Consider the following 25,421-nt stretch of genomic DNA (forward strand, 5'->3'; position numbering starts at 1 on the left):
CCCTTCCGAACTCCGCAGATCGGGCGTCAGTCCAAGTCGGGATCGTTCAATCGGTTGGCGCGGCTTCAACCGTTCATCCTGAAGGGCCATGGCAAACCGCGCGTCAATGACGCGGGTCCTGAGCGGGATAGTCTTCAGCAATCGCTATGGCTTGCGGTGGTGCGATGCGCCTAGCGAGTATGGCGCGCCGAAGACGCATTGCAACCGCCGGAAGCGAGCGAGCGACAAGAGCGTCTTCGCCCGGAGAATGGAAAGGCTGGCCTCCGGGACCGCAACCCCGGTCGAACGTCCGGCAAGCTATCCCCGTAGGATCAATCGCAAAGCCTTGTACCATCCGGCAGGAGCCGGACGATGAAATCGCTTTGGCCGTTGGCTTCCAGGCTTATTGCGCCAAGTCGGTGAAGGGCTCGAAGGACCTCGATCAACCCCGGTCCCGGAGCGGGAGGCGTCCAGCCAAAGTGGTGCGACAGAAAGCGGGTCAGCGCGGTGACTGATGCCTCGCCTCCGAATTCGTCGATCAGGGCACCCAGCACCAGTCGCTGCCGAACCTCGATCCCGAGGGGCACGACCTCCTGGCCGCCATTTTCATCCATCGCGGTGCGCAAGGCCAAACGCGGAGGCGCCGGGTCGACACGGCGCAGGCGGGGGCCACTATCCCGATTTGCCCTTGCGGAAGTTAACAAGGTTCTCTCCTCGCATACCATGCACCCGACGTCGGCAACTTGGTCCGTCACGTCCGATCTTGAGGATCAATGTGGCCTCAATGCGTCGGGGATGGGGTGAGAACGCGATGCAGCGCTCACCCTTGTCCGGGATCGACCCAGGCAGGTCAGTCCGGGCGGAAGCGGTCCGGGGCAAGATGTTCGCGGGCGACGTCCAGCACCAGGTTGCCGAGCCGGCTTAGGATTTCGCTCGACTGCATGCCGGCCTGCCAATGCAATGCGACGCTGACCTTCTTGCCAGGGCTCAACTCCACCAGTTCACCCCGTCTGATGTAGGGGTTGCCCGCAATGCTGGGCACGAGCCCCCATCCGGCGCCGTTCAGGCAGCAGGAAAGATACCCTTCATAGGACGGGACATAGTGCGTCGAAAGCGGAACCGTCGCCCCGAAGCAGAGGGCCATCCACTGATCCTGTATCGTGTCCTTGCGATTGAAGGCCACGCAGACGGAATTCCGCAGCGTTTCAAGGGAAACGCCGGTTGCGAAATAATGCTGAAACAGCTCGGGCGAGGCCACTGCCACATAGTCCATCGACCCCAGCGAGATGATCTTGCAGCCCTGAACCGGGGTCTCCAGCGTCGTTATGACGGCCAGTGCGTCCCCTGACCTGAGACTGGATTCGGTGTGTTCCTGATCGTCCGGCAGGATGTCAAAGCGGATGCCAAGCTCCTGCGTTGCCAGCCTGATCAGCTTTGGAAACCAGGTTGCCAAGCTGTCGTTGTTCACCGCGATGCGGATCGTGGCGGCAACGGTCTCCTCGCCTCCGACAAGGGCGCGCATGCGCTCGGCCAATTCCTGCTGCAGGAGGCTCACCTGTTCGACGTGACGGAAAAATTGCAGACCGGCTTCCGTCGGCACGCAGGGTCGGCCCCGCGCGACCAGCACCACGCCGACCTTTTCCTCCAATTGCTTGATTCGCTGGCTCACCGCGGATTGGGTCACTTTCATCGACTTTGCCGCCGCTTCGAAGCTTCCTTCGCGAACCACAGCCGCCAGGATCGTCAGTGAATCATAGTCAAAGCGTTGCATTCTCGCCTCTCAGCATAAGGAACGCTTATGCGCCACAATGCAGCATATCGCACATGCCCCTGCAACGCAAAGGCGAGCGCTGATTTTGCATTAGCTGCGCTCATGTGCAGTAGCGAAGCGATAAACAATTGGGCGAAACCATTTGGTTTGTTCAACAATCTCGCTAGAGTTGAGGCAAAATTCAGGGGGGCGCATGTCTGGTCAGGTCTTGAGAAGAACGTATATCCGGCGGTTCCTTGGTCTGAAGCGCTACTCCCGGATAGTCGCCTGGTCGATCGTTTCTGCATATGTCGGTCTCATATTTGCGGCGATCCTGCTCGGCAGCCATCTGCTGTCACTTCCGCTTTCGGCCTGGACGGTGGCGGCCATGGCAGCCACAGCCACCTTCATCGGGACCCGGCTGCGGGGCATCAACAACATTGTCCATGAATGCAGCCACGCGACCTTCGCCGAACAGCGGCGTGACAATGTGACGATCGGGCGCTTTTGTACCGCGATCCTGATGAAATCCTTCCGCAAATATCGCGACGACCATCTGTCGCATCATGCGAATAACGGCGACTACGAGAACGATGCGGAATTCGGCCTGATCGAGAAGTTCGGGCTGCATGATCCGATCAGCCCGCGGACGGTCGTGCGCCATCTCATCGTCCCGCTGACCGGGCGACATCTGCCGCTCTACACCAGCATCAACCTCTCGGCCGAGGATGGCCGGCTTTTCCTGGGCATGCGGCTCTTGCTCCTCGCCTTGATGGCCGTCTATCTGTTTTTCGCACCGCTGGCCGCGCTGATCTTCGTCATCCTGCCGTGGTTCTACGTCTATCCGACGCTCAACTTCTGGACCGACTGCCTGGACCATGCCGGGCTGGTCGGCGCGGAAGACGAGCTTGAGGCCTCGCGCAATGTGTTGGCACCGGCGATCGTGCGCCTGCTCTTCTTTCCGCGCAACGACTCCTATCACCTGGTTCATCATCTCTTCCCGCAGATCCCGGCCAGACATCTGCACACTGCGCATCAGGAACTGAGCAGGGATCCGAGCTACCGGCGAGTGCCCTCTGCCGTGCGCGCAAACGATCGCCAGACCGTTGAACGGGCACTGGATGCGTCCTCGTAGCTCCTGGCCGATCGCAACGTGGCACCGGATTGCCCGGGCCGGTGGCGCGACTCGCACCAGAGGCAGGGAAAAAGCAGGCTCAGCGCCTGCACCCTCCAGGTAGGCCCGCGCCGAATCGGAAACAATACACGGCCGACGCGCCCGTATTGGGTGGATGCAGGAATTGTCACTTGTGCCAAGACGCGAACAAACCGTTTCGCTAGGCGAGTAATATAAGTGTTGCTAATCGTGCATTAGTTGCATAACTTTGGTCATATGAGAAGTAGGTGCTATGTAGTTAGTGTATGTTCGCCAAGCGGGTTCTGGCCGCGTTATTCCCCTTCCGCGGCTCAGAATTCCGGCTTTGCGTGCCGGAGCGACGAATTACAGCGTCGCCTCACGAAAATTGGAAAATCGTTTACAATCCAAGGGTTGTCATGCGTCCTTTGAGACGACCTGGTCTTGCCTGACGGTCGTTCGTGGCAAATTCCTGCGAACGGCCGGTCGGCGTCTGGTCACGGCCAAATGCCCTTCTGGAGGCCGGAGTCAGGATCTGAGGCTTGCCCGCAATGCGCCAGCGTGGCGCCGACAGGACAGAGGATTGGGTATCCTCGGCGGGTTTGGAACCAATCTTGCGGTCTTTGACAGGATTTCAACGCCCCGATTTCGCCATCTTTGAAGACAAATGACTGGGGCTCCCGCTCCAAAGGTTTGTCCAAGATGCAAACATCGCTCCAAGAAATCGACATGCTGAAGACCCAGATCTACGAGGACTTCCTGCGATCCATCGCCTCTGTTCGTGCCGGGTTGAGTTCAGAGGTCGCATTCCGGGAGCACGAAATGCGCGTTCATGATCTGAGACGGAAAGTCGCGGTTGCGGAGGCCCGGCCGGTTCGACTGAGGCTGGTAAACTAGCCCGCGAGATCGATTGATCGGCAGGCTCATGGCTCTGTTGCACCGATGGGGTCCGGGGCCGTATCGCGTAAATCCGGGTTCGGCTGCGCGGCGTGAGCACGCCAACACCCCCGATCTGCAAGTCCCCGACCTGGCACAGACGCAGTGACGTGCTCCAGCGCGGGGGTTCGCCGGCGATCTGATTCAATTCTTCCATAACGCGGGAGGCCCCGTCGATCGGCACGAGTGGCCGACAAGGCAAATGCGGCGCGGCGTCCGCCCAGGTCGGCGCGAGCATGAACGTGCTGTCTGGGACGCCACGGCGTCATCGTCGGCCGTCGTGCTGTCGCAGTCATGCCACCCCGCAAGAACGCCGGATACCGGAGGTCCTGCAGCGCACCGCGGGCAGTCACCTGCAACAAGTCCCTGCCCGCCCCCAAGCTCCTTGGCCGGATCACCTTTCAACGATGGTGATGACCGGCTCGCCATCGGTTCGAGGGCAGGTCTGGACGATACCAACGCGTAAGGCATCTCGAAACCGAGATGCATTGTTCAAGGTTGCTCGTTCAAAGATGGCAGTGAAGATCAGGGCTTTGGCCTGGAAGGCCTCGGCCCGCATCATCCACCAACCGCGTTAGCCGCCTCGGCTTCGTCAAGGCATAACGGGACCGCACGTCCCCCGCCACCCTATTTCCGGAAGATCGCTACCAGATCGCTCGCGCCTTCGGCCGGCCCGCTCAGCTCCAGATTCTCCTGGATCCGACGCAGATGAGCCGACATCAGCCGCGCTGCCGCCTCCGGGTCGCGGGTGCGGAACGCCTCGAAGATCTCGTCGTGATCCTCGTCCCGGCAGTTCGACACGCCAGGGCTGCCGAAGATGCCGATGATCAGCGAAGTGCGCGTGACCAGTTCCTTCACCATGCGCAGCGTGACGGCATTGTCGGCAATCTCGGCCAGCAGGACATGAAATTGGCCCGACAACCGGATCGCATCGCGGCGCTTGTTGCCGTGGTGGGCCTCGTGCTCCAGCCGGAGATGCCGGTCCAGCATCCTCAGGCTCTCGTCCGTTGCGCGCTCCGCCGCCAGCCGCGCCACGTTCGGCTCGATCATCAGGCGGGCCTCGAATACTTCGCGCGCCTGCTCGGCCGAGGGCGAGGCGACATAGGCGCCCCGGTTCGGAAGAAGTTCCACCACCTCGCGGCTGGCAAGCAGGAGCAGGCTTTGCCGGATCCGCATGCGACCGACCCCGAACGCCTCGCAGAGCGCAGCCTCGGACAGTTTGGTGCCGGGTGGCAGGCGCTGGTCGATGATCGCCTCGAAAATTCGCTCGACGATCTCTTCCTCGCCAAGTTCGTCGTCGCGCGCGTCCTGTTCGGCGACAGTGCCGAGGGTGCCCATGCCAGATGCCCGTTCCAAAAGTGACCGCTTTCTACGCTACAGGGGAACAAGCGGCGCCTTCAAGGGGCACATCGTGAACCATGCATAACTTTTTTGTTGACAATTTTGTCAGCACGTTCGTCAATCGACCTGTCACGGACTCGCATTCCGCAGACCAACAACAGGGAGTCACCAGAATGAAGAGACGCAATTTCCTCGCAACGACCGGCTTGTCTCTTGTACTTGCCGTAGCGGCAACCACCTCGGCCTGGGCCGAGAATGCCAAGTTGAAGATCGGCTTCGTCGGCGTCACCTCGGGCCCGGCAGCGGCCTGGGGGATTTCCAACCAGCGCTCGATGGAAACCCGGGCGGCCTGGCTGAACGAGTTGGGCGGGGTCAAGATCGGTGATGTCACCTATGACATCGAGATCGTCCCCTTCGACGACCAGAAGGACCCCAAGCGCGCCATCGCGGGCATGGAGAAGATGGCGCAGGACGGCATCCACTATGTCGTCGGCCCGAACGTCGATGACGGCGCTGCGGCCGTCCGCCCGGTGGCCGAGCAGAACGGGATCATGTATTTCCCCTATGCCTTCCCGAAAGAGCTGTACACCGCACCCGCCTCCAACGCGATCCTGGGGATGGTGGCGAACTACCAGTCGGGCCCGGCGATCTACAAATACCTGATGGAAAACAAGGGCGTGAAGAAGGTTGCTTTCATCGCCGGCAACGAATCCGACCCGCTGTCGCAGCGCGATTCCGGCTCTGCCGCCGCCAAGGCGCTGGGGCTGGAGGTGGTGTCGGACACCGTGACCTACCAGATGGACACGACCGACTTCACCCCGGTCCTGTTGCCGGTGATCCAGACCGCGCCGGACCTTCTGGTCTTGTCGGGCGTCTCGCCCGCCAACGCGCCGCAACTGATCCGGTCGGCGCGGGAACTGGGCTATACCGGCCTGATCTCCACCGAAACCGCGCAGGATGCCGCGGTGCTGGCCGAAGGCGCGGGCGAGCTGGCGAACGGCTTCATCTCGGTCGGCGGGGCGTCGACGCCCGAGCTGGCCAGCGATGCGATGAAGGAATTCGTGAAGCGCTACACCGACATGTTCGGCGAATACAACGACGAGTCGAACACCAAGGTCTATGCGCTGGAATACATCATCGAGACGCTGAAGGCGAACCCGGCAGCCATCGACAACGTCGAAGAGTTCAAGAAGACGATGGACACGTTCAGCGCGCCGAACCCGTTCATGGTGGGCGATGCCAAGCTGAGCTATGTCGGCACCACCTCGTTCGGCCAGAAGCGCCAGGTCTCGGTGCCGCTGGTGGTGAACGAGTTCAAGGATGGCAAGTTCGAGACGCTGTTCGTCGCGCAGGTCGACTAAGACCCGACGACGGTTCAGAGTCTTGCGAGGGCCCGGGGCACGCTCCCGGACCGGGCCCTCATGTCTTCGTCGCAAAGGACCGCCCTGATGGAACAGATCCTTGCCAACGGCCTCTATCTTGGCGCGCAATATGCCCTGATCGCGCTTGGCCTGACGCTGATCTTCTCGCTGATGAACGTGCTGAACTTCGCCCACGGGCAGATGTATGTCTTCGGCGGCTTCGTGACCTACACAGTTGTGGCCCAGTTTGGATTGCCCTTCATCGTCGGGCTGATCGCCTCGGCCTTGGTGCTGGCGGTGATGGGGGCGCTGATCGAGCGGTTTCTGTTCCGCCCCGTGATCCGCAAATCGAAGCGCGATGAATCCACCATGCTCTTGGCCGCAGGGATCGCCTTCTTCCTCGACGCGGTGATCCTTCTCCTCTTCGGGGAAAAGCAGCGCGGGGTGCCGAAGGTGGTGAATGGCGTCTTCAACTGGGACATGCGGCTGATCATGCCCTATGACCGCATCCTGATCGCGGTGCTTGCCATCGCGCTGATCGTCGGCTTCATCCTCTTCATGCAGTATTCGCGCACCGGTCGTGCCATGCGCGCCCTGGCGCAGGATCGGATGGCCGCGCAGCTGATGGGCGTCGACGTCGACCGCTATTCGATGATCGGCTTCGCCCTGGGGGCCATGCTTGCGGGCCTCGTCGGGGGCCTGCTGGTCACGATCACTGGCATCAACCTCGGCATGGGCGGGCCGACCTCTGTCAAGGCTTTCCTCATGATCATGATAGGCGGGGCCGGGGTGATTTCCGGCGCCATCGCGGGCGGGTTCATCCTCGGGATGATGGAGAGCATCGGCCTGACCGTCCTCGCCGCCTATGGCGACGTCACCTACCTGGTGATCTTCGTCACCCTGATGATCTTCCTCGCCATCCGGCCGCAGGGCCTGATGGGCAAGCCCTGGGGTTGAGCCGATGACCGATCAAACGCAAGCCATGGCCCCGAGCCGCATCTCCACCCCGCGCCTTCTCGGCGTTCTGGCCTTCCTCGTGGGCGTCTTCGTCCTGGTTCCGGCTTTCATCGCCCTGACCGGACGCTGGGACTTCTACTACACGCTGACCTCGGTCGCGCTCCTTTCGGTAGCCGCCGCCGGGGTCTGGCTGACCTTCTACATCGGCCGGATCAACATCGGCCAGGGTGCCTATGCCCTGACCGGGGGCTATGTCTCGGCGATCCTGATCACGCAACACGGGATCAGCTTCTGGCTGACCCTGCCGCTGGCAGGCGTCTTCTGCGCGGCTGTGTCGGTGCTGATCGGCCTGCCGATCCTGCGGCTGCGGGGCGTCTACTTCGCCATGGTCACGCTGGTCCTGACCGAGGTCGCCCGCCTGACCGCCCTCGCCTTGCCGATCACCAACGGCGCAAAGGGGATCACCTCGATCCCGTTGCCGGGCGAGCTGTCGATCTTCGGCCTGACGATCATCCCCGACTTTGCCACGCTGGAGAACCCGAAGCTTGCCTTTTACCTGATGGCCGCCGTCCTGATGGTCGTGACCTACCTTGTCCTCTGGCGCATCGTGAACTCCCGCCTCGGGCATCTCTGCCGGTCCTTGCAGCAGAACGAGGAACTGTCGGCCTCTATCGGTGTCAACACCGCAATGCTGCGGGTGCTGGCCTATGCCATCTCCTCCTTCTTCGGCGGGCTGGCAGGCGCGATCTTCGTCGCCATCTCGCAGTCGATCTACCCGTCGTCCTTCGTGGTGCAGGACAGCGTGAACTTCATGCTCTACTGCTTCCTCGGCGGGCTTGGCTACGTGTTCGGCCCGATGCTCGGCACCCTCCTCCTTTACTTCGGCTGGGACCTGCTGTCGGTCGCCAAGGAGTATCAGCTCCTCATCTACTCCGGCGCGCTGATCGCGCTGATGCTGGTGCTGCCGAACGGCGTCCTCAGCCTTCTGGACCGGAAAGGGGGCCGCAAATGACCGCGCCGATCCTGCAAGTGAAGGGCGTCACCAAGCGCTATGGCGGCTTGACGGCCAACAACGACATCAGCTTCGACGTCGCACCGCAGGAGATCCTGTCGGTGATCGGCCCGAACGGGGCGGGGAAATCCACGCTGTTCAAGCAGATCGCCGGGTTCGTCACGCCGACGACGGGCGAGGTGATCTACAAGGGCACCAAGATCTCCGGCCTGCCGCCGCACAAGGTGGCGCGGATGGGGGTGGTGCGGACCTTCCAGGAGACGACGATCTTCAAGTCGATGACCGTGCGCGAGAATGTCATCGTCTCGCATCACCTGCGCTCCAAGGCCTCGCTTCTGGGCTTCTTCTTCGGGTCGAGCCAGGCCAAGGCGGACGAAGCGGAGTTCGGCAAGTCGGCGGATGACATCATCGACTTCCTCGGCCTTCAGGCGATCCGCAACGAAACCGCCTCAAACCTGCCGCAGGGGCACCTGCGCGCTTTGGGCATGGCCATCGGGCTGGCGACACAGCCCGAGGTGATACTCCTCGACGAACCCTTCGCGGGTATGAACCATGACGAGACGATGAGGATGGTCGCGCTTGTCCGCCGCTTGCGCGACGAACGCGGGCTGACGGTCCTGCTGGTCGAACACGACATGCCGGCGGTAATGAAGATTTCCGACCGGATCGTCTGCATCAACTTCGGCGAGAAGATCGCCGAGGGCACTCCGGCAGAAATCCAGGCCAACCCCCGCGTGATCGAGGCCTATCTCGGCAGCGAAGACGCCGCCATCGGGATGTGAGACATGACCCAGCCAGCGACCAACCTGGAACCCGCCCGCAAGATGCTCAGCTTCGACAATGTCGAGCTGTACTATGACCACGTCTACGCGCTGAAAGGCGTCTCCATCGACCTGATGGAGGGCGAGACCGTCGCCCTGATCGGGGCCAATGGCGCGGGCAAGTCCTCGATCCTCCGCGCCATCACCGGGCTTCGCAAGATCAAGTCCGGCACGATCAGCTATCTCGGCGACCGGATCGACGGGCGCCCGGCCGCCGAAATCGTCAAGCGCGGGATCGCCATGGTCCCCGAGGGCCGCCGCGTCTTTCCGCTGATGAGCGTGAAGGACAACCTCCTCATGGGGGCCTTCACCCGTACCGACAAGCAGGGGATCGAGGCGACGCTGGAAAGCGTCCTCACCCGCTTCCCCCGCCTGAAGGAACGCTTCCACCAGCAGGCCTCCACCCTTTCGGGCGGCGAGCAGCAGATGATGGTGATCGGCCGCGCGCTGATGGCGAAGCCCAAGCTCCTCCTCCTCGACGAACCCTCGCTCGGCATCGCGCCGAAGCTGGTGCAGGACATCGCCCGCGCCATCGTGGCGATCAGCCGGGACGAGGGGGTCAGCGTCCTTCTGGTTGAACAGAACAGCCGGATGGCGCTGTCGATCTCGAACCGCGCCTACGCCATGTCGACGGGCCAGGTCGTGCTGTCCGGCGTCTCGAAGGACCTGATGCACGACGACCGGATCAAGGCCGCCTACCTGGGCGGGGAGCTATAGAAATGCGCCTTCTGGTGATCAACCCGAACACCACCGCCTCGATGACCGAAAAGATCGGCATCGCCGCCAAGGGCGCCGCCAGCCCGGGCACCGAGATCATGGCGATGAACCCCGCCAGCGGCCCGGTCTCCATCGAGGGCTACTACGACGAAGCGCTCAGCGTGCCGGGCTTGCTGCACCTGATCCAGACCGCGCCCGGCTTCGACGCGGTGATCATCGCCTGCTTCGACGACACCGGCCTTGACGCCGCGCGGTGCCTGACCGACCGCCCGGTGATCGGGATCGGCGAGGCCGCCTATCATTTCGCCTCGATGCTTGCGAACAAGTTCTCGGTTGTCACGACGCTGGCCCGATCCGTCCCGGCGCTGGAGCACAACCTGCACAAATACGGGCTTGCGGCCCGCTGTGCCCGGGTGCGGTCGTCAGAGGTCGCCGTGCTGGAACTGGAACATCCGGGATCGGATGCCTGCAACCGGATCAGTGCCGAGATCGGCCGGGCCATCGAAGAAGACCGGGCGGAAGCCATCGTCCTTGGTTGCGCCGGAATGGCCGACCTGGCCGACCGACTGGCGGATGAGCATGGCCTGCCCGTGCTCGACGGCGTCACCTGCGCCGTGCGGCTGGCCGAGGCGATGGTCGGCCTTGGCCTGCGCACCTCGCGCCTGGGTGGCTACGCCCCGGCCAGCGTCCAGAAACTGCGGGCGACGGCCTGACGGCGCATCGGCCGCGGCCCCCCCCCGCCCGCAGGGGGCAACGGGATAGCACCCGTCACCCCTCATGGCGGACAGATGGAACGCCACTACTGCCCCAGCTTCTTGATCCGGCCCTCGACGGCCAGCTTCACCGTGCCCAGCTTCTCGACATAGGCCATCACGTCATTGGCCACGAGCTGCCCGGTCGGCCCGTCGGTAAGGATTCTCCCTCCGCCAAGCGCCGCATAGCCATCGCCCCCGCCCAGGATGTAGTCGTTGACCGCGACCTTGTAGAGCTTGTCGGCCTCCAGCGGTGCGCCGCCCACCATCACCTCGCTGATCCGGCTTCCCGGCTCGGCCGCCGCGTCGAAGACATAGGTCAGACCGGAAACCTGCGCAAAGCGCCCGGCACCCTTTTCGACTTGGCTCACCCCGTTCTCCAGCGCCAGCAGCACCTGCGACCCCGGCAGTTCGGTCACGACCGTCGTGTTGCCGAAGGGCAGCTCGGTCAGGATGTCGCGGCGGGTCAGCTTCCGGCCCGCGTCATAGGTCGTGTCGCCGCGGATGCCGCCGCCGTTCATGATGGCAATGTCCGCGCCCGTCGCATCGCGCATTCCGTCGGCAATCAGGTTGCCCATGGTGGATTCCTCGGCCCGCACCACGTTGCGGCGGCTGTCCAAGGGCGCCTCCAGAGTGCCGATCTCGACATTCAGCGCCTCGTCCATCTTGGCGCGCAGGGCATCCGCCAACGCCGCCGTCTCGGGGTCTGGCGTCACCGTCGCCGTGTCGATGAAGCGGAAGGTCGGCGTCCAGCTGATTTCCCGCTTGCCATCCTCTGTCACCTTGATGTCGACCATGAGGTCTACGGGGGTCAGCAGTTGCGCATCAACCGAGGTCTCGACATAGGCCGTCACCCCGTCATAGGCCGTTGCATAGGAATGGTCGTCGCCCGACAGGATCACGTCGAAGGCATGGCTCGCAATCAGCTTGCGGTCGTTCTCCATGTCGGTCTGCACGACGCCCACCACCAGGTCGGCCCCTTCCTCGATGGCCTTCTCCGCTGCCGCGATGCCACTGTCGACCGTGGGCAGGAATTTCAGGCTGCCGGTCGAACTGACTTCGGGCGAGGTGTCCTGCGCCACAGGGATCAGTGCGATCTTCAGACCCGCGATCTCTTTCACCATCACCCCGTTCAGCCCCTCCACGGGCGAGCCGTCGTCCTTGGTGATGTTGACTGCGGCCCAGGGGTATTTCGACGCCTTCATCTTCTCGTAGAAATTCTCCGGCCCGAAGTCGAATTCATGGTTGCCCGGCACCGCCAGGTCGAAGGGCACCAGATTGGTGAAGTCGATGGTATTCTGCCCCTTGTCGAAGCCCGAAGCCAGCGACGGGCTCAGCATGTCGCCGTTGAAGAGGTAGAGCGTGTTCGGGTTCGCCGCGCGTTCCGCCTTCGCCACCGCGTTCAGCCGGGCAAAGCCGCCGCGACCATCCTCTTCCTCGAAGTTATAGACATCACCCACGCCCAGAAGGGTAAGCTTGACCGTCTCGGCCCCGGCGGGCATTGCCGCAACTGCCGCAAGAAATGCCAGTCTGGAAATTCCACGCATCGCTACTCTCTCCTCGATTTGGCTACCGAATCCCTGGACTCTGCGCCGCGCAGGGCGCTGGTGTCAAAGGAACATCACCGTGCCGGGTGACACAGGCGTGACGTCTGCCAGAGCATTGCCAGAAGCCGCGCCAGCCGCTATGCCGCGCCCATGCTGATCCTGAAGATCTTCCGCCGCCCCGAATGGGATGCCTTCCGCGCCGCAGGGGAAACCCTTGGCGCGCCGGTCGATCTGGCCGATGGCTACATCCATTTCTCCACCCCTGCCCAGGTGGCGGAAACCGCCGCGAAATGGTTCGCGACCGAAAGCGATCTGGTGCTGGTGGCCTTCAACCCCGACCGGCTCGGCGCGGCGCTGAAATGGGAACCCTCGCGTGGCGGGCAGCTTTTCCCGCATCTCTACCGAGCGCTCAGGCTTGACGAGGTGGTCTGGGACAAATCCCTGCCGCTCGGTGCCACCGGCCACATCTTTCCCGAGGGCCTGCTGTGAGCCTGCTTGAATCGGTCGGGCTCTCGCTCCTGCACCGCATCGACCCCGAGCGCGCTCACGCGCTTTCCCTCATGGCGCTGCGCTCTGGCCTGGCCCCGCTGCCCGGCCCGGTCGACCTGCCCCGGCTGCATGTCACGTTGGCGGGGATGCCGCTTCTGAACCCGGTCGGGCTTGCGGCGGGCTATGACAAGAACGCCACCGCCCTCGCCGCCCTCTCCCGCGTCGGCTTCGGCTTCGTCGAGGTCGGCGCCGCCACCCCCCTGCCCCAGCCCGGCAACCCGAAACCGCGCCTCTTCCGGCTGACCGAGGATCGCGCGGCCATCAACCGCTTCGGGTTCAACAATCAGGGGGCCGAGGCCATCGGCCAGCGCCTGGCACAACGCCCGCGCGGGCCGGTCCCGGTGGGCCTGAACCTCGGGGCGAACAAGGCCAGCGAAAACCGCGCCGCAGATTTCGCCGGGGTGCTTGCCACCTGCGGCCCGCACGTCGATTTCGCGACCGTCAACGTCAGTTCCCCCAACACCGAACGCCTGCGCGACCTGCAAGGCCCCGCCGCCCTCGCCGCCCTTCTTGCCGGAGTGATGGACGCCCGGGCCGCCCTGCCCGTGCCGATCCCCGTCTTCCTGAAGATCGCCCCCGACCTGACCGCCGACGACCTTGCCCAGATCGCCGAGGTCGCGCTGGCCTCCGGCATCGCGGGCATCATCGCCACCAACACAACGCTGTCGCGCGAAGGTTTGAAATCTGCAAGCAAGGGCGAAGCAGGCGGCCTTTCCGGTGCACCGTTGTTCGAAAAGTCTACTCGCGTCCTGGCGCAGCTATCTCAAATGACGCACGGACTGCTGCCGCTGATCGGCGTCGGCGGCATCTCTTCGGCCGAAGAGGCCTACCAGAAGATCCGCGCCGGGGCCTCTGCGGTGCAGCTTTACACCGCGATGGTTTTCCGGGGCATTTCGCTGGTGCCCGAGATCGCTCGCGGCCTCGACGCGGCGCTTGCCCGCGACGGGTTTGCCAATGTCGCGATGGCTGTCGGCACCGGTCGCAGCGCCTGGCTATAGAGCCGCGCAAGCCCTCTCATCCTTGCACCAGTATGGTCTGGGGCTCTGGGGACGAAGCGCCCCCGGCGTGTCCGCCTCAGAACGTCGCCCAAGCGCGATGGAGATCAGAACGCCTTGCCCGATCGCGAAGGCAATCAGAAAGCTTTGAAGGTCATCGTCGTGAGCGTCCGCTGGATTCCCGGAATATCGAACAGCTTCGACGACAGGTAGTGCCCCACATCCTGATCCTCGGGGATGTAGACCTTGGCGATCAGGTCATAGTCGCCGCTGGTGGAATACAGCTCGCTCACCACTTCCCGGTCCCAGATCGCATTGGCCACCGCATAGGTCTGGCCGGGGGTGCAGCGGAACTGGACGAAAACCAGGGCCATGGGAACGCTCCTTCTTTGGCGGAAAGATAGGCGAGAAGCACCGGAAGCTGAACAGCCCGAGTCCAAATTTTTTTGGCGAGGATTTTCAGACCCCCGGCTCAATCTCGCCCAGCGCCAGCGGCGACGGCTCCCGCCTCAGATCGTCGATCGAAAGCGGTCCGGACGGCCGCGCCAGCCGGTTCCGCACCACCCAGAACAGCCGGTGCTGCGCCCGGGTGATCGCGACATAGGCTAGCCGCTTCCACAGAGGCACCCCCGCTTCGCTCCGCCCCGATTGCGCGGCGGCATAAAGGTCGGGTGCAAAGACCTGCACTTCCTCCCACTGCGACCCCTGTGCCTTGTGGATTGTCACCGCCGCCCCGTGCAGGAAGGCCGCCCCCATCGTTGCGGCATGCGGAATGAAAGGCTCCTCCTCGTCCGGCTTCTCGATCTTGATGATGCTCGCCGCGCTGACCTGGGGCTCTTCCGCCCCCACGACATGAAGCCGTGCAAAGCCGGGGCGACTACCCTCGCCCAGATAGATCACCTGCGCGCCCTTGATCAGCCCGCGCGCTTCCAGGTCGATCCGCCTCTTGCGGTGCTTCAAGGGCAGTTCGATCCCGTCGCAGATCAGCGGCTCTCCCGGCAGCAGCTGGTCCTCCGGCGCGCCATAGGCGTTGCGGAAAGCCTGTATCAGCCGCACCCGCGTGACATTGCGCCAGACCAGCACGGGGGACCGCGCCATCAGCCCCGCTTCCACCCGCTCGGCCCAAACCACCCGGTCATCCGCACGGGCCTTCTCCTGCACCAGAGCCTCGAACTCCTCGAACCCCAGTCGCGCGTCGCCCAGCGCATGCGCAAGGTCCAGGATCGGGTTGTCCTCGGTCTGCCGGTGGATGCGGTGCAGTACCAGCTTCCGCCCCTCGGACAGCTTGTCGAACACCATCTCCCCCGACGCACCCACTGGCGCCAGCTGCGCCGGATCGCCGAACAGCACCAGCGTCGGGAAGATTTCGCGAAGGTCGTCGAGCTGGCGTTCGTCCAGCATGGACGACTCATCCACGAAGCCCACATCCAGCGGCTCTTCCCGCCGCTTCCACCCGGTGATGAAATCGCTGCCCTTCAACCCTGCGGCCGCCAGTGCCCCGGGAATCGAAGCGATCTGTTGATAGAAGGCATAAGCCCGGTCCAGCGCGACCTCAGTCATCCCCTCGACCACGGGCCGCGTCCCGGTGCCTGCGAGCCATTCGGCAATCTTCTCGTATTCCGGGGCATAGACCGGGGTGTAGAGGATGCGGTGGATCGTCGTCGCCGGGACACCACGAAGCCGCAACACCGACGCCGCCTTGTTGGTCGGAGCGAGGATTGCCAGCGTCCGCCGGTCCTTGCGCCTGCGCCCCTCGTAATCCCCGGAAACCACGTCGACCCCTGCGGCCTTCAGGCCCCGGTAGAGTTCGGCCAGAAGCATGGTCTTGCCCGACCCGGCCTTTCCCACCACCGCCAACACCGAGGTCCGCCCCTCGGCCGCAGGCCGCAACTCACTCTCGGCCAGGTCGATCCCGGCACCCAGAAAGGCAGCCGCCAGCCGGTCGTAAGCCTCGGCCTGGTCGTCGGAAAAGGTCAGCGCGGTGGCCTGCATCCTGCGACCATATCCCCTGCGCGACCCAAGCGGTAGTGTCAGTGCATCCGCCTGCCCCTCGTCGGCGGCGATTGCGGAGGTTCGTCCGGCCCACCGTCCCCTGCAACAGTCTCGCTGCGCGCCACGTCGATGGTTTCGGAAACCTTCGCCGCGAGGCGGGGCAAGCCGTTCTGGGTCGCGTAGGTTAGAAGATCCGACAGAACGTCAAAGACCCATTCGTGACGCATGTAACCCTCGGCCGGACAACTGTGCTGCCATGGCTTTCGGGTCCCGAAACCGGCACCCGAAGGCCATGGCGAAGTCACTTAAGCACAGATAATCAGGCGATGGGTGAATTCGTTGTTAAAGGTTGACTCAATTACTGTTTGCTCGCCTCCAGCGTGTCCTCGAAGGTCCGCAGGCCCGTGCGCGGGGCCTGCACGAGCACCGCCATGTTGCCCGGCTTGTGCTGGTTCTTCCACATCAGCGTATGCGCCCGCGGAATCTCGGCCCAGGGGAAGACCTCGGACATGCAGGGGTCGAGCCTGCGCTCGCACATCAGCTTGTTCGCCGCCGCCGCCTGTTTCAGATGGGCGAAATGGCTGCCCTGCAGGCGCTTCTGGTGCATCCACATGTAGCGCACGTCGAAGGTGCAGTTGAACCCGCTGGTTCCGGCGCAGATCACCACCATGCCGCCCTTCTTGCAGACGAGGCTCGACACCGGGAAGGTCGCCTCGCCCGGATGTTCGAACACCATGTCGACGTTCACGCCCTTGCCGGTGATGTCCCAGATCGCCTTGCCAAAGCGCCGCGCCTCTTTCAGCCAGGTGTTGTACTCTTCCGAGTTCACCTTCGGCAGCTGTCCCCAGCATTTGAACTCGTTGCGGTTGATCACGCCCTTCGCACCCAGCGACATGACGAAGTCGCGCTTCGATTCGTCGCTGATCACCCCGATCGCGTTGGCCCCCGCCGTGTTGATCAGCTGGATCGCATAGGACCCGAGGCCCCCCGAAGACCCCCAGACCAGCACGTTCTGCCCCGGCTGCAGGTCATGCGGCGCATGACCGAAGAGCATCCGGTAGGCCGTCGCCAGCGTCAGCGTGTAGCAGGCGCTTTCCTCCCAGGTCAGGTGCTTCGGTCGCGGCATCAGCTGCTGCGCCTGCACCCGGGTGAATTGGCTGAACGACCCGTCCGGCGTCTCGTAGCCCCAGATGCGCTGGCTAGGGCTGAACATCGGGTCGCCGCCGTTGCATTCCTCGTCGTCGCCGTCGTCCTGGTTGCAATGGATCACCACCTCGTCGCCGACCTTCCAGCGCTTCACCTTGTCGCCCACCGCCCAGACGATGCCCGCAGCATCCGAGCCCGCGATATGGTACGCCGCCTTGTGCCCGTCGAACGGCGAGATCGGCTGCCCCAGCCCCGCCCAGACCCCGTTATAGTTGACGCCTGCCGCCATCACGAGGACCAGAACCTCGTTGCTGTCGATCTTCCAGGTATCGACGACCTCAAGCTCCATCGCGGTTTCCGGGGCTCCATGGCGTTCGCGGCGGATCGCCCAGGCGTACATCTGCTTCGGCACATGACCCATTGGGGGCATCTCGCCGATCTCGTACAGATCTTTCTTCGGGGCGTCATAGATCGCGGGTGCGGTTTGCGTGTCCAAAGCCAACTAAGCCTCCAGCCTGATGCCGCGCCGCAGAATCGCTGCGCTCTTGCCCGCAGATAAACCCCCATCGCGCAACTTTGCAATAGTCCGTATGGGTAATATTGAAATTTTATGTCCGCCGCGTCGCAGCAGCGCCTAGGCCTCGGGAACCGAAGCCGCGTAAAAGTCCAGAACCGCCCGCTCCGCCGCCACCGGCTGAAGCGCCCCCGTCACCAGCCCGCGACGGATCAACGGCGTCAGCCCCTCCTCAAGCGCAGCCGAAATCCCCTGCGGCGGAAGCTTCAGTACTGCTCCCGCCAGTTTCAGCCGTTCAACAAGGGCCTCCACCCGCGCCAGAAGTTCCTCGCGCGTGGCCGCACCCTCGCCCAGCGCCTTCGCCACCAGCGGCACCGGCAAGACCGGCACGACCGCGGCAATCGCCACCATCAGCCGTTCGCCCAATGTTTCGACCGTCCCGCCGTCAGCCAGGTGCGCGCGAAGATGGACCGGGGCGCCAAACCCCGCCGCCGCCGTGCCGAACCCTTTCGTCCGCCCCCGGAACCGCGCCCAGAGGAAACGCGCCGCATGCCAAGCGACCCAGAGCGGCCGGTTCCTGAACCGCCGCGTCCCCGCCTTCCCCGCCTCGACCAGCACCCGGTCCTCCAGCACCCGGTCATAGGCCAGCCCCACCGGCACGAAAACCACATCGCGGTCGTCCGGCTGCCAGCCCTCGACGACATAGCTCAGAAGCCCCAGCTTCGCCGGACCCACACGCCCGTCCAGCGACAGCCCGCCTTCCGGGAACATCGCCTGTGTCGTCCCCTCCTCGGTCGCCATCTGCACGTAGCGCGCCAGCACCTTGCGATAGAGCGCGTTGCGACTGCCGCGCCGGATGAAATAGGCCCCCATCGACCGGATCAGCGCCGACAAGGGCCAAACCCGCGCCCATTCCCCCACCGCATAGCTGACCGCCGACCGCCCCGCGACCAGCCATGTCACAAGTACATAGTCGACATTCGAGCGGTGGTTCATCACGAAGATCACCGTCGCTTTCGGATCAAGCTGCTCCAGTTCCTTGTCGATCTTGCCGACCCGCACTCGGAACAAGAGACGGCTTAGCCATTTCGCCGCCCTGGTCCCAAAGCCGAAATAGACCGTCGCCGAGAACCCCGGCACGATCTCGCGGGCATAGCGCTGCGCCTCCTCGAAGGCGACCTCCCCCGGCACCCCGGTTTCTGCCGCATGCGCCATCGCCGCCTCGACCACCTTCTGGTCATAGGCCAGCCGCGCCACCATGTCCGTCCGCTGCGCCAGCTTGAAGAGGTCGATCTTGCGGTCCAGCCGCGCGTTCAGCCGGGCCAGCGCCTTCTCGGCCCGCCGCCGGAAGAACCAGCGCACGGACGGGAACAGGAAATGCGTGGCAAAGCTGATCGCGGCGAAGCCAAGGATCAGGATCAGAAGCCAGACCGGAACCACCACTGTGCCGAACATGGCTGGAAGACTACCCGGAACCCATGCTCTCACAATGCCTTTCATACTGGTGCAAATATCCCGGGGGTGCGGGGGCTGGCCCCCGCTCACCTCCGTCGCCGCAGCGCAGCGATTGACATTGGCATGATCTGTCGCGTATCCCGTCCGTGACGCAATAAAATTACCGATGCGACTCACGAGGCGACCATGACCGAAAAGCCCTGGCTCTTCCGCACCTATGCCGGCCATTCCACCGCCGCGGCCTCGAACGCGCTCTACCGCACCAACCTGGCCAAGGGGCAGACCGGCCTCTCCGTCGCCTTCGACCTGCCCACCCAGACCGGCTACGACAGCGATGACCCGCGTAGCCGGGGCGAGGTCGGCAAGGTGGGGGTCCCCGTCGCCCATCTCGGCGACATGCGGGCGCTTTTTTCGGACATCCCGCTCGACCAGATGAACACCTCGATGACGATCAACGCCACCGCCCCCTGGCTGCTGGCGCTGTATATCGCCGTGGCCGAGGAGCAGGGCGCCGACGTCGCGGCCCTTCAGGGCACCGTCCAGAACGACATCATCAAGGAATACCTCTCGCGCGGCACCTACATCCTGCCGCCGCAGCCCTCGCTGCGGCTGATCACCGATGTCGCCGCCTACACCGGGACCCACCTCCCGAAATGGAACCCGATGAACGTGTGCAGCTACCACCTGCAAGAGGCTGGGGCCACGCCGGAACAGGAACTGGCCTTCGCGCTCGCCACGGCCTGCGCCGTGCTGGATGATCTGAAAGTGAAAGTTTCCCCGGCGGATTTCCCCGCAATGGCGGGCAGAATGTCGTTTTTTGTCAATGCCGGCATCCGCTTCGTGACCGAGCTTTGCAAGATGCGCGCCTTCACCGCGCTCTGGGACGAACTCCTCGAAACCCGCTACGGCATCACCGACGCCAAACACCGCCGTTTCCGCTACGGCGTCCAGGTCAACTCCCTCGGCCTCACCGAGCAGCAGCCGGAAAACAACGTCTACCGCATCCTGATTGAGATGCTGGCCGTCACCCTGTCCAAGAACGCCCGCGCCCGCGCCGTCCAGCTTCCGGCCTGGAACGAGGCGCTGGGTCTTCCCCGCCCCTTCGACCAGCAATGGTCGCTCCGGATGCAGCAGATCCTCGCCTACGAGACCGACCTTCTGGACTACGACGACCTCTTCGACGGCAACCCTGCCGTGGATCGCAAGGTCGGCGCGCTGAAGAAAGGCGCGCTGGAGGAACTGGCCCATATCGACGCGATGGGTGGCGCTGTTGCCGCCATCGCCTACATGAAATCCCGTCTGGTGGAGGCCAATGCCGACCGCCTGGCGAAGATCGAATCCGGCGAGACCACCGTCGTCGGCGTGAACCGCTTCACCACCACCGAGCCCTCCCCCCTCGCCACCGGCGACGGCGCGATCATGCAGGCCGATCCCAAGGCCGAAGCCGACCAATGCGCCCGCCTCGCCGACTGGCGCGCCAGCCGCGACCCGGCCAAGGTCGCGGATGCCCTCGCCGCGCTGCGGCAGGCCGCGCAGACGGGCGAGAACATCATGCCCGCCTCCATCGCCTGCGCCAAGGCGGGTGTCACCACCGGCGAATGGGGCGGCGCCATGCGCAACCTCTACGGCGAATACCGCGCCCCGACCGGCGTGAGCCAGCACCCCTCGAACCGCACCGAAGGCCTGGAACCCGTCCGCGACGCCGTGGCACAGGTTGCCACCAAACTCGGCCGCCCGCTCCGCCTCCTCCTCGGCAAGCCCGGCCTCGACGGCCATTCCAACGGCGCCGAGCAGATCGCCGCCCGCGCCCGCGACTGCGGGATGGAGATCACCTATGACGGCATCCGCCTGACCCCCGAGGAGATCGTCACCGCCGCCACTGACAGACAACCCGACGTCATCGGCCTCTCCATCCTCTCCGGCAGCCACCTGCCCCTGATCCGCGAGACGCTGGAGCGGATGCGCGACGCGGGTCTGTCGCAACCCCTCGTCGTCGGCGGCATCATCCCGGATGACGACGCGAAGACCCTCAAGGCAATGGGCGTGGCCCAAGTCTACACGCCCAAGGACTTCCAGCTGAACCGCATCATGCTGGACCTCGTGGCATTGGCCGACCCCACCCCGGTTGCCGCCGAATAGGGTTTTCCTGCCTTTCCAGCAGTCTGGCCCGAGCGTTAGCACTGGGCAGATCGCAACTGGAAAGGCCCGCCATGCGCCACGCCCTCGCCCTGATCCTCCTCGCCACGCCCGCACTCGCACAGGACTGGCCGCCCGAAGTCGCTGCCATCATCGACGAGGCCCGCACCGTCTGCGACGGCACCTTCACCGCCGGACCTGAGGCCGTCACCCAACGCGATCTGAATGGTGACGGCACCCCTGATTGGGTCATCGACAGCGGAACATTCCAGTGCTCCACAAGCGCAAGCTTCTACTGCGGCACGGAGGGTTGCAGCGTCGACACGATAATCGACGGGGAACGCGGCAGCTTCACGCTGCACGACTGGGATACCGAAACCGAAAACGGCATCACATACCTCACCGCCCCGAACGACTCTGGCGGAACCACACACTTCCTCTGGGGCAATGGCGAATGGCAGATCCAATGATCCGCCCGATCCTGCTCCTCGCCCTGACGACCACCCCGGCGCTGACTGACACGACCCGCCCGCAAGCCCTGCAAGTGCTGCTTGACTACCACGCCGCCGCCTGCACGGCGCAGGGCGGCAACCTTTTCGTCCCGGATGACGCCGTGACCGAAGCCCGTCTCCGTGGCACCGGCGATGCGGCCGCGATCCTGGACAGCGCCAGGCTTTCCTGCTCAACCGCCCCCGGCATGTTCTGCGCCGACATCATCGGCTGCGAACTCAATGTCTTCGTGGGCGAAGCGCAGCATAGCCTGATCGTGCAAGGCTGGTCGCTTGTCCCCGAGGGCAACGACCAGCTCCTGCAAGTCACCATCGCGGGCGCGCTTCTGAACAAGCCCGAACCTGGAACCTTCCTCATGACCTGGGACGAAACCAGGAACAGCCTGATTGAAATCAATCAAGATAAGTGACCCGCGCCCGAAACGGCTTGACACAAATCAAGGCTCCCGGCCCGTGCCGATCCTATCCAGACTTCAGGCCAGCCCCGGAGTCCGCCATGTTCGAACGTATCCGCTCTCTCATTGATCGCCTGCACGAGGTTCAGGAGGTCAATTCCCTGTCCGACCGCGACCTCGATGACCTGGGCATGAGCCGTGAGCAAGTGCTCGGCTTCTTGCGCATGCCCCGCGACATCAGCGAAAGGGTCGCCGCCATGGGCAAGATCTTCGGCCTCTCCGAAGTGGAGCTCAAACGCGATCACAGCCAATGGGTCGATCTTCTCACCGTCTGCGGCCAGTGCGCCGACCGCGCCGCCTGCGCGCATGTGCTGGCGAAGGGCGATAAGGCGCAGCCGTCCGAGACCCATTTCTGTGGCAACCGCGCCACCTTCGGCACTCTGAGCGCACAGTAGAGTCAATGACCTTCGGCGGGCCTGTCCGGCGCAGGCTTGTCGCTGCGCCCTGATGTCCGGGATGTCGGGTCCCCGAACCCGCATCCCGCACTTGGCGTCACTGCGCTTCCACGCCACCCGGATTTTTCCTCTCTTGCCGGGGCGCGACGCGCAGCCCATTAATGGCACGTTGGTCATTTCGTTTGCCTTCAAATGACGAAGGCCTGCGGACGACCCACGCAAGGCAGGAAAATGACGGGATGCAGGGTCCGGCCCCGCGCTTCCCGCACGGAGACACAGTCATGACTTTCCACATTGGTGCCAAACCCGGCGAGATCGCCGAAACCGTGCTTCTGCCCGGCGACCCCTACCGCGCCCGCTGGGCCGCCCAGACCTTCCTCAAGGACGCTGTCCTGGTGAACGAGGTCCGGGGCATGCTCGGCTTCACCGGCACCTGGAACGGCCACCGCGTCACCATCCACGGCTCCGGCATGGGGATGCCATCGCTGTCAATCTACGCCAACGAGCTGATCCGCGACTATGGCGCGAAGACCCTGATCCGCATCGGTTCCGCCGGGGCCCTGCCCGAAAGCGTGAAGGTGCGCGACGTGATCCTCGCGCAGACGGCCTCCACCGTCGGCTCGCCCTCGCGCACCATCTTCAAGGAGCTGAACTTCGCCCCCTGCGCCGATTTCGGCCTTTTGTCAAAGGCTTACGCCGCCGCCACCGCCAAGGATATCCCGGTCCATGTCGGCGGCATCTACTCCTCCGACACCTTCTACGACGAACGCCCCGACCTTTCCGAACAGCTCCTCCGCCACGGCTGCCTGGGGGTCGAGATGGAAGCCGCCGAGCTTTACATTGTCGCCGCCCGCCACGGCGCCCGGGCGCTCGCGGTCCTCACCGTCTCGGACCACATCACCACCGGAGAGGCGCTTCCCGCTGACCAGCGCGAACGCAGCTTCGGTGCCATGATCGAGATCGCGCTTCACGCCGCCTTCGCCTGACCGGCCAGAAACTCGGCGACCCGCTCCACCGCCCCACCCCGCTGCATGGGCCGGGCGGACCACAGCCGGAACCCCGCTGCCAGACTGACCCTCCGGGGAAATGGCGCGACCAGCGTGCCCCGCTCCAGATGCCCCGCCACCAACGGCCCGTGCCCGATCAGCACCCCCGCCCCGTTTACCGCCTCTTCCACCGCCAGCGCGTACAGCGAGAACACCGGCCCCCGCACCGCCACCTGCGCTCCGGCTGCGGCCAGCCAGACCTCCCAATCCCGGTCCCAGGCCGTGTCCGACAGACACGGCACTCCGGCCAGATCCTCCACCTGCCGCAACCGCGCCGCAAGCGCAGGGGAGCAGACGGGAAACAGCGCATCCTCGGCCACCAGCCGCCCCCCGCTTGTCCCCGGAAACAGGCTCAGGTCGTGCAGGCTGCGCTTGAGGTTCGGCGGGGCCTCCAGCGCGGTGATCGAGACGGAAATCTCCGGCGCCGCCGCCCGAAGCGCAGGCAACCGCGGCGACAGCCACAGTTGCGCAATCGCGGGCAGCGTGGCGATATGCACCTCCCGCGGCAGCGCCAGCGCCCGCATCCGCGCCTCCGCCCCCGCCAGCGCGTCGAAGGCCCCGGTCAGCTCTTCCACCGCCGCCAGTCCCAGCGCCGTCAGCCGCACCCCCCGGGCCTGCCGCTCGAACAAAGCCGCCCCCAGCCGCTCCTCCAGCGCCTTCACATGCGCCGTCACAGCCCCCGGCGTCACCCCAAGCTCCGCCGCCGCCAGCGTGAACGCCCCCGTCCGCGCCGCCGCCTCGAAGGCACGCAGCGCGTTCAGCGGCAGGCGGGTCAGGGGTGGTGGCGCAACAGGCATGGCTTAACTTTCCTGACCCTAATTTTCCGCAGAACTGATTTGTGCGCAAGTCCCCTACTGGCTAGTCTCTCCCAAAAGGAGACCGCCATGCCCCATCTCGCCCCCCGCCCCTGGGTTCCCACCGCCTGCGAAACCTACATCCAGCGCCTCGCCACCGACGCCGGGAAACCGACCACGCAAGTTGCCACCCGTCTCGACGCACTCATCGCGAAGAACCGGGAAATCCACGATCAGGATTGCTTCAATCTCAACCCGGCGACCAACGTGATGAACCCCCGCGCCGAGGCCGCGCTCGCCTCCGGCATCGGCTCCCGCCCCTCGCTCGGCTATCCCGGCGACAAGTACGAGATGGGGCTTGAGGCCATCGAGGAAATCGAGGTCATCGCCGCCGAGCTTGCCGCCGAGGTCTTCCAGGCGAAATACGCCGAAATCCGCGTGGCCTCCGGCGCTCTCGCCAACCTCTACGGCTTCATGGCCCTTGCCAAACCCGGCGACAGCATCATCGCGCCCCCTGCCACCATCGGCGGTCACGTCACCCACCATGCAGCGGGCTGCGCCGGGCTTTTCGGGTTGACCACCCACAACGCACCGATCAACGCCGACGGCTATACCCTTGATCTTGCGGCGCTCCACGACCTCGCCCATGCCGTCCGCCCGAAGATCATCACCGTCGGCGGCAGCCTGAATCTCTTCCCTCACCCCGTCGCCGAGGTCCGCAAGATCGCCGATCAGGTCGGCGCGAAGGTGCTGTTCGACGCCGCCCACCAATGCGGCATCATCGCCGGGGGCGTCTGGGCCAACCCCCTGACCGAAGGCGCGCATCTGATGACGATGAGCACCTATAAATCGCTCGGTGGCCCCGCCGGCGGCCTGATCGTCACCAACGACGCCGGGATCGCCAAGGCCCTCGACGCCATCGCCTTCCCCGGCCTCACCGCCAACTTCGACGCCGCCAAATCCGCTGCCCTCGCTTACACCCTCCTCGACTGGCGCGACCATGGCGCGGCCTATGCGAAAGCCATGGTCGACCTCGCCCGCGCCCTCGCGACGGAACTTCGGAACCTCGGCCTCCCCGTCTTCGCCTTCGACCGCGGCGCCACCACCTCGCACCAGTTCGCCATCGAGGC

The 25,421-nt window shown here is 64.7% G+C and carries 25 protein-coding genes and 1 pseudogene; 16 read left to right on the plus strand and 10 right to left on the minus strand.

The window, feature by feature from the left end; genetic code table 11:
• Positions 1–18: 18 nt before the first annotated feature.
• A pseudogene (locus tag JNL31_RS06755) lies at positions 19–265 on the plus strand (transposase); the annotation flags it as partial.
• Between the two features lie 46 nt (positions 266–311).
• Here the strand turns inward: JNL31_RS06755 and JNL31_RS06760 are convergent.
• Together JNL31_RS06760 and JNL31_RS06765 are read right to left on the minus strand one after the other, a co-directional pair.
• Positions 312–593: a hypothetical protein gene (locus JNL31_RS06760; RefSeq protein WP_294971414.1), complete on the minus strand. Its 282-nt coding sequence runs from the start codon at positions 591–593 to the stop codon at positions 312–314.
• A gap of 236 nt (positions 594–829) precedes the next feature.
• Positions 830–1,750: a LysR family transcriptional regulator ArgP gene (locus JNL31_RS06765; RefSeq protein WP_294971417.1), complete on the minus strand. Its 921-nt coding sequence runs from the start codon at positions 1,748–1,750 to the stop codon at positions 830–832.
• A 193-nt stretch (positions 1,751–1,943) separates the two neighbouring features.
• Here JNL31_RS06765 and JNL31_RS06770 point away from each other — a divergent pair, with 193 nt between their 5' ends.
• Positions 1,944–2,864, plus strand: a complete 921-nt coding sequence (locus JNL31_RS06770) for a fatty acid desaturase (RefSeq protein ID WP_294971418.1) — start codon at positions 1,944–1,946, stop codon at positions 2,862–2,864.
• Positions 2,865–4,424: 1,560 nt separating this feature from the next.
• Here the strand turns inward: JNL31_RS06770 and JNL31_RS06775 are convergent.
• The gene (locus JNL31_RS06775) at positions 4,425–5,135 is read right to left on the minus strand and encodes a GntR family transcriptional regulator (protein WP_294971420.1); all 711 of its coding nucleotides are present in this window, start codon (positions 5,133–5,135) and stop codon (positions 4,425–4,427) included.
• Between the two features lie 176 nt (positions 5,136–5,311).
• Here JNL31_RS06775 and JNL31_RS06780 point away from each other — a divergent pair, with 176 nt between their 5' ends.
• The 6 genes from JNL31_RS06780 (at position 5,312) to JNL31_RS06805 (ending at position 10,719) form a co-directional block, all read left to right on the plus strand.
• Positions 5,312–6,499: an ABC transporter substrate-binding protein gene (locus JNL31_RS06780; RefSeq protein WP_294971422.1), complete on the plus strand. Its 1,188-nt coding sequence runs from the start codon at positions 5,312–5,314 to the stop codon at positions 6,497–6,499.
• Positions 6,500–6,586: 87 nt separating this feature from the next.
• A complete protein-coding gene (locus JNL31_RS06785; RefSeq protein WP_294971425.1) occupies positions 6,587–7,456 on the plus strand; it encodes a branched-chain amino acid ABC transporter permease in 870 nt (289 codons plus the stop codon).
• A 4-nt stretch (positions 7,457–7,460) separates the two neighbouring features.
• Positions 7,461–8,468: a branched-chain amino acid ABC transporter permease gene (locus JNL31_RS06790; RefSeq protein WP_294971429.1), complete on the plus strand. Its 1,008-nt coding sequence runs from the start codon at positions 7,461–7,463 to the stop codon at positions 8,466–8,468.
• A complete protein-coding gene (locus JNL31_RS06795) occupies positions 8,465–9,250 on the plus strand; it encodes an ABC transporter ATP-binding protein (protein WP_294971432.1) in 786 nt (261 codons plus the stop codon). Before JNL31_RS06790 ends, JNL31_RS06795 begins: the two co-directional genes overlap by 4 nt.
• 42 nt (positions 9,251–9,292) lie before the next feature.
• Complete coding sequence (locus JNL31_RS06800) at positions 9,293–10,006, plus strand: ABC transporter ATP-binding protein (protein WP_294971478.1); 714 nt, start codon at positions 9,293–9,295, stop codon at positions 10,004–10,006.
• Positions 10,007–10,008: 2 nt separating this feature from the next.
• Positions 10,009–10,719, plus strand: coding sequence for an aspartate/glutamate racemase family protein (locus JNL31_RS06805; protein ID WP_294971433.1), 711 nt, complete (start codon positions 10,009–10,011; stop codon positions 10,717–10,719).
• A gap of 86 nt (positions 10,720–10,805) precedes the next feature.
• Here the strand turns inward: JNL31_RS06805 and JNL31_RS06810 are convergent, their stop codons facing one another.
• Complete coding sequence (locus tag JNL31_RS06810) at positions 10,806–12,260, minus strand: bifunctional UDP-sugar hydrolase/5'-nucleotidase (protein WP_294971434.1); 1,455 nt, start codon at positions 12,258–12,260, stop codon at positions 10,806–10,808.
• Between the two features lie 195 nt (positions 12,261–12,455).
• Between JNL31_RS06810 and JNL31_RS06815 the strand changes: the two genes are divergently transcribed.
• Complete coding sequence (locus JNL31_RS06815; RefSeq protein ID WP_294971437.1) at positions 12,456–12,794, plus strand: DUF952 domain-containing protein; 339 nt, start codon at positions 12,456–12,458, stop codon at positions 12,792–12,794.
• On the plus strand, positions 12,791–13,852 hold the full coding sequence (locus JNL31_RS06820) for a quinone-dependent dihydroorotate dehydrogenase (protein ID WP_294971440.1): 1,062 nt from the start codon (positions 12,791–12,793) through the stop codon (positions 13,850–13,852). The genes JNL31_RS06815 and JNL31_RS06820 overlap by 4 nt, the downstream gene beginning before the upstream one ends.
• Before the next feature lie 134 nt (positions 13,853–13,986).
• On the opposite strand, the gene JNL31_RS06825 is transcribed toward JNL31_RS06820, so the two are convergent.
• The 5 genes from JNL31_RS06825 to JNL31_RS06845 all read right to left on the minus strand — a co-directional run bounded on the left by JNL31_RS06825 (position 13,987) and on the right by JNL31_RS06845 (position 18,956).
• The gene (locus tag JNL31_RS06825; RefSeq protein ID WP_294971443.1) at positions 13,987–14,223 is read right to left on the minus strand and encodes an Lrp/AsnC ligand binding domain-containing protein; all 237 of its coding nucleotides are present in this window, start codon (positions 14,221–14,223) and stop codon (positions 13,987–13,989) included.
• Positions 14,224–14,308: 85 nt separating this feature from the next.
• Positions 14,309–15,841 (minus strand): AAA family ATPase, encoded by a 1,533-nt coding sequence (locus JNL31_RS06830; RefSeq protein WP_294971446.1) that lies wholly within the window; start codon positions 15,839–15,841, stop codon positions 14,309–14,311.
• Positions 15,842–15,879: 38 nt separating this feature from the next.
• The gene (locus JNL31_RS06835; RefSeq protein WP_294971448.1) at positions 15,880–16,068 is read right to left on the minus strand and encodes a hypothetical protein; all 189 of its coding nucleotides are present in this window, start codon (positions 16,066–16,068) and stop codon (positions 15,880–15,882) included.
• Positions 16,069–16,199: 131 nt separating this feature from the next.
• Positions 16,200–17,489, minus strand: a complete 1,290-nt coding sequence (ccrA, locus tag JNL31_RS06840) for a crotonyl-CoA carboxylase/reductase (RefSeq protein WP_294971451.1) — start codon at positions 17,487–17,489, stop codon at positions 16,200–16,202.
• A 132-nt stretch (positions 17,490–17,621) separates the two neighbouring features.
• Positions 17,622–18,956 (minus strand): 1-acyl-sn-glycerol-3-phosphate acyltransferase, encoded by a 1,335-nt coding sequence (locus tag JNL31_RS06845; RefSeq protein ID WP_294971454.1) that lies wholly within the window; start codon positions 18,954–18,956, stop codon positions 17,622–17,624.
• Between the two features lie 186 nt (positions 18,957–19,142).
• On the opposite strand from JNL31_RS06845, the gene JNL31_RS06850 reads away from it, so the two are divergent.
• The 5 genes from JNL31_RS06850 to deoD all read left to right on the plus strand — a co-directional run bounded on the left by JNL31_RS06850 (position 19,143) and on the right by deoD (position 23,437).
• Entirely contained in the window at positions 19,143–21,095 is a 1,953-nt protein-coding gene (locus tag JNL31_RS06850) for a methylmalonyl-CoA mutase family protein (protein ID WP_294971457.1), read from the plus strand.
• 71 nt (positions 21,096–21,166) lie between these two features.
• Entirely contained in the window at positions 21,167–21,562 is a 396-nt protein-coding gene (locus JNL31_RS06855) for a hypothetical protein (protein WP_294971460.1), read from the plus strand.
• Positions 21,547–22,011, plus strand: a complete 465-nt coding sequence (locus JNL31_RS06860) for a hypothetical protein (protein ID WP_294971462.1) — start codon at positions 21,547–21,549, stop codon at positions 22,009–22,011. The genes JNL31_RS06855 and JNL31_RS06860 overlap by 16 nt, the downstream gene beginning before the upstream one ends.
• Before the next feature lie 86 nt (positions 22,012–22,097).
• Positions 22,098–22,451 (plus strand): DUF6455 family protein, encoded by a 354-nt coding sequence (locus tag JNL31_RS06865; RefSeq protein ID WP_294971463.1) that lies wholly within the window; start codon positions 22,098–22,100, stop codon positions 22,449–22,451.
• A gap of 281 nt (positions 22,452–22,732) precedes the next feature.
• On the plus strand, positions 22,733–23,437 hold the full coding sequence (gene deoD, locus JNL31_RS06870; RefSeq protein WP_294971464.1) for a purine-nucleoside phosphorylase: 705 nt from the start codon (positions 22,733–22,735) through the stop codon (positions 23,435–23,437).
• Here deoD and JNL31_RS06875 read toward each other — a convergent pair.
• Complete coding sequence (locus tag JNL31_RS06875; protein ID WP_294971467.1) at positions 23,419–24,294, minus strand: LysR family transcriptional regulator; 876 nt, start codon at positions 24,292–24,294, stop codon at positions 23,419–23,421. The two genes, deoD and JNL31_RS06875, sit on opposite strands and share 19 nt — an antisense overlap.
• An 87-nt stretch (positions 24,295–24,381) precedes the next feature.
• Between JNL31_RS06875 and JNL31_RS06880 the strand changes: the two genes are divergently transcribed.
• On the plus strand, positions 24,382–25,421 hold a 1,040-nt coding region (locus JNL31_RS06880; RefSeq protein ID WP_294971470.1), incomplete at its 3' end, for an aminotransferase class I/II-fold pyridoxal phosphate-dependent enzyme.

It is taken from the genome of Tabrizicola sp. (genome assembly GCF_016792905.1).
Classification (GTDB): Bacteria; Pseudomonadota; Alphaproteobacteria; order Rhodobacterales; family Rhodobacteraceae; genus Tabrizicola.

What these genes read in the sequence shown, in the direction of transcription:
- JNL31_RS06760 (WP_294971414.1), bottom strand. Translation starts at nt 593, where the DNA reads ATGGATGAAAATGGCGGCCAGGAGGTCGTGCCCCTCGGGATCGAGGTT.
- JNL31_RS06765 (WP_294971417.1), bottom strand. Translation starts at nt 1,750, where the DNA reads ATGCAACGCTTTGACTATGATTCACTGACGATCCTGGCGGCTGTGGTT.
- JNL31_RS06770 (WP_294971418.1), top strand. Translation starts at nt 1,944, where the DNA reads ATGTCTGGTCAGGTCTTGAGAAGAACGTATATCCGGCGGTTCCTTGGT.
- JNL31_RS06775 (WP_294971420.1), bottom strand. Translation starts at nt 5,135, where the DNA reads ATGGGCACCCTCGGCACTGTCGCCGAACAGGACGCGCGCGACGACGAA.
- JNL31_RS06780 (WP_294971422.1), top strand. Translation starts at nt 5,312, where the DNA reads ATGAAGAGACGCAATTTCCTCGCAACGACCGGCTTGTCTCTTGTACTT.
- JNL31_RS06785 (WP_294971425.1), top strand. Translation starts at nt 6,587, where the DNA reads ATGGAACAGATCCTTGCCAACGGCCTCTATCTTGGCGCGCAATATGCC.
- JNL31_RS06790 (WP_294971429.1), top strand. Translation starts at nt 7,461, where the DNA reads ATGACCGATCAAACGCAAGCCATGGCCCCGAGCCGCATCTCCACCCCG.
- JNL31_RS06795 (WP_294971432.1), top strand. Translation starts at nt 8,465, where the DNA reads ATGACCGCGCCGATCCTGCAAGTGAAGGGCGTCACCAAGCGCTATGGC.
- JNL31_RS06800 (WP_294971478.1), top strand. Translation starts at nt 9,293, where the DNA reads ATGCTCAGCTTCGACAATGTCGAGCTGTACTATGACCACGTCTACGCG.
- JNL31_RS06805 (WP_294971433.1), top strand. Translation starts at nt 10,009, where the DNA reads ATGCGCCTTCTGGTGATCAACCCGAACACCACCGCCTCGATGACCGAA.
- JNL31_RS06810 (WP_294971434.1), bottom strand. Translation starts at nt 12,260, where the DNA reads ATGCCCGCCGGGGCCGAGACGGTCAAGCTTACCCTTCTGGGCGTGGGT.
- JNL31_RS06815 (WP_294971437.1), top strand. Translation starts at nt 12,456, where the DNA reads ATGCTGATCCTGAAGATCTTCCGCCGCCCCGAATGGGATGCCTTCCGC.
- JNL31_RS06825 (WP_294971443.1), bottom strand. Translation starts at nt 14,223, where the DNA reads ATGGCCCTGGTTTTCGTCCAGTTCCGCTGCACCCCCGGCCAGACCTAT.
- JNL31_RS06830 (WP_294971446.1), bottom strand. Translation starts at nt 15,841, where the DNA reads ATGCAGGCCACCGCGCTGACCTTTTCCGACGACCAGGCCGAGGCTTAC.
- JNL31_RS06835 (WP_294971448.1), bottom strand. Translation starts at nt 16,068, where the DNA reads ATGCGTCACGAATGGGTCTTTGACGTTCTGTCGGATCTTCTAACCTAC.
- JNL31_RS06845 (WP_294971454.1), bottom strand. Translation starts at nt 18,956, where the DNA reads ATGTTCGGCACAGTGGTGGTTCCGGTCTGGCTTCTGATCCTGATCCTT.
- JNL31_RS06850 (WP_294971457.1), top strand. Translation starts at nt 19,143, where the DNA reads ATGACCGAAAAGCCCTGGCTCTTCCGCACCTATGCCGGCCATTCCACC.
- JNL31_RS06855 (WP_294971460.1), top strand. Translation starts at nt 21,167, where the DNA reads ATGCGCCACGCCCTCGCCCTGATCCTCCTCGCCACGCCCGCACTCGCA.
- JNL31_RS06860 (WP_294971462.1), top strand. Translation starts at nt 21,547, where the DNA reads ATGGCAGATCCAATGATCCGCCCGATCCTGCTCCTCGCCCTGACGACC.
- JNL31_RS06865 (WP_294971463.1), top strand. Translation starts at nt 22,098, where the DNA reads ATGTTCGAACGTATCCGCTCTCTCATTGATCGCCTGCACGAGGTTCAG.
- deoD (WP_294971464.1), top strand. Translation starts at nt 22,733, where the DNA reads ATGACTTTCCACATTGGTGCCAAACCCGGCGAGATCGCCGAAACCGTG.
- JNL31_RS06875 (WP_294971467.1), bottom strand. Translation starts at nt 24,294, where the DNA reads ATGCCTGTTGCGCCACCACCCCTGACCCGCCTGCCGCTGAACGCGCTG.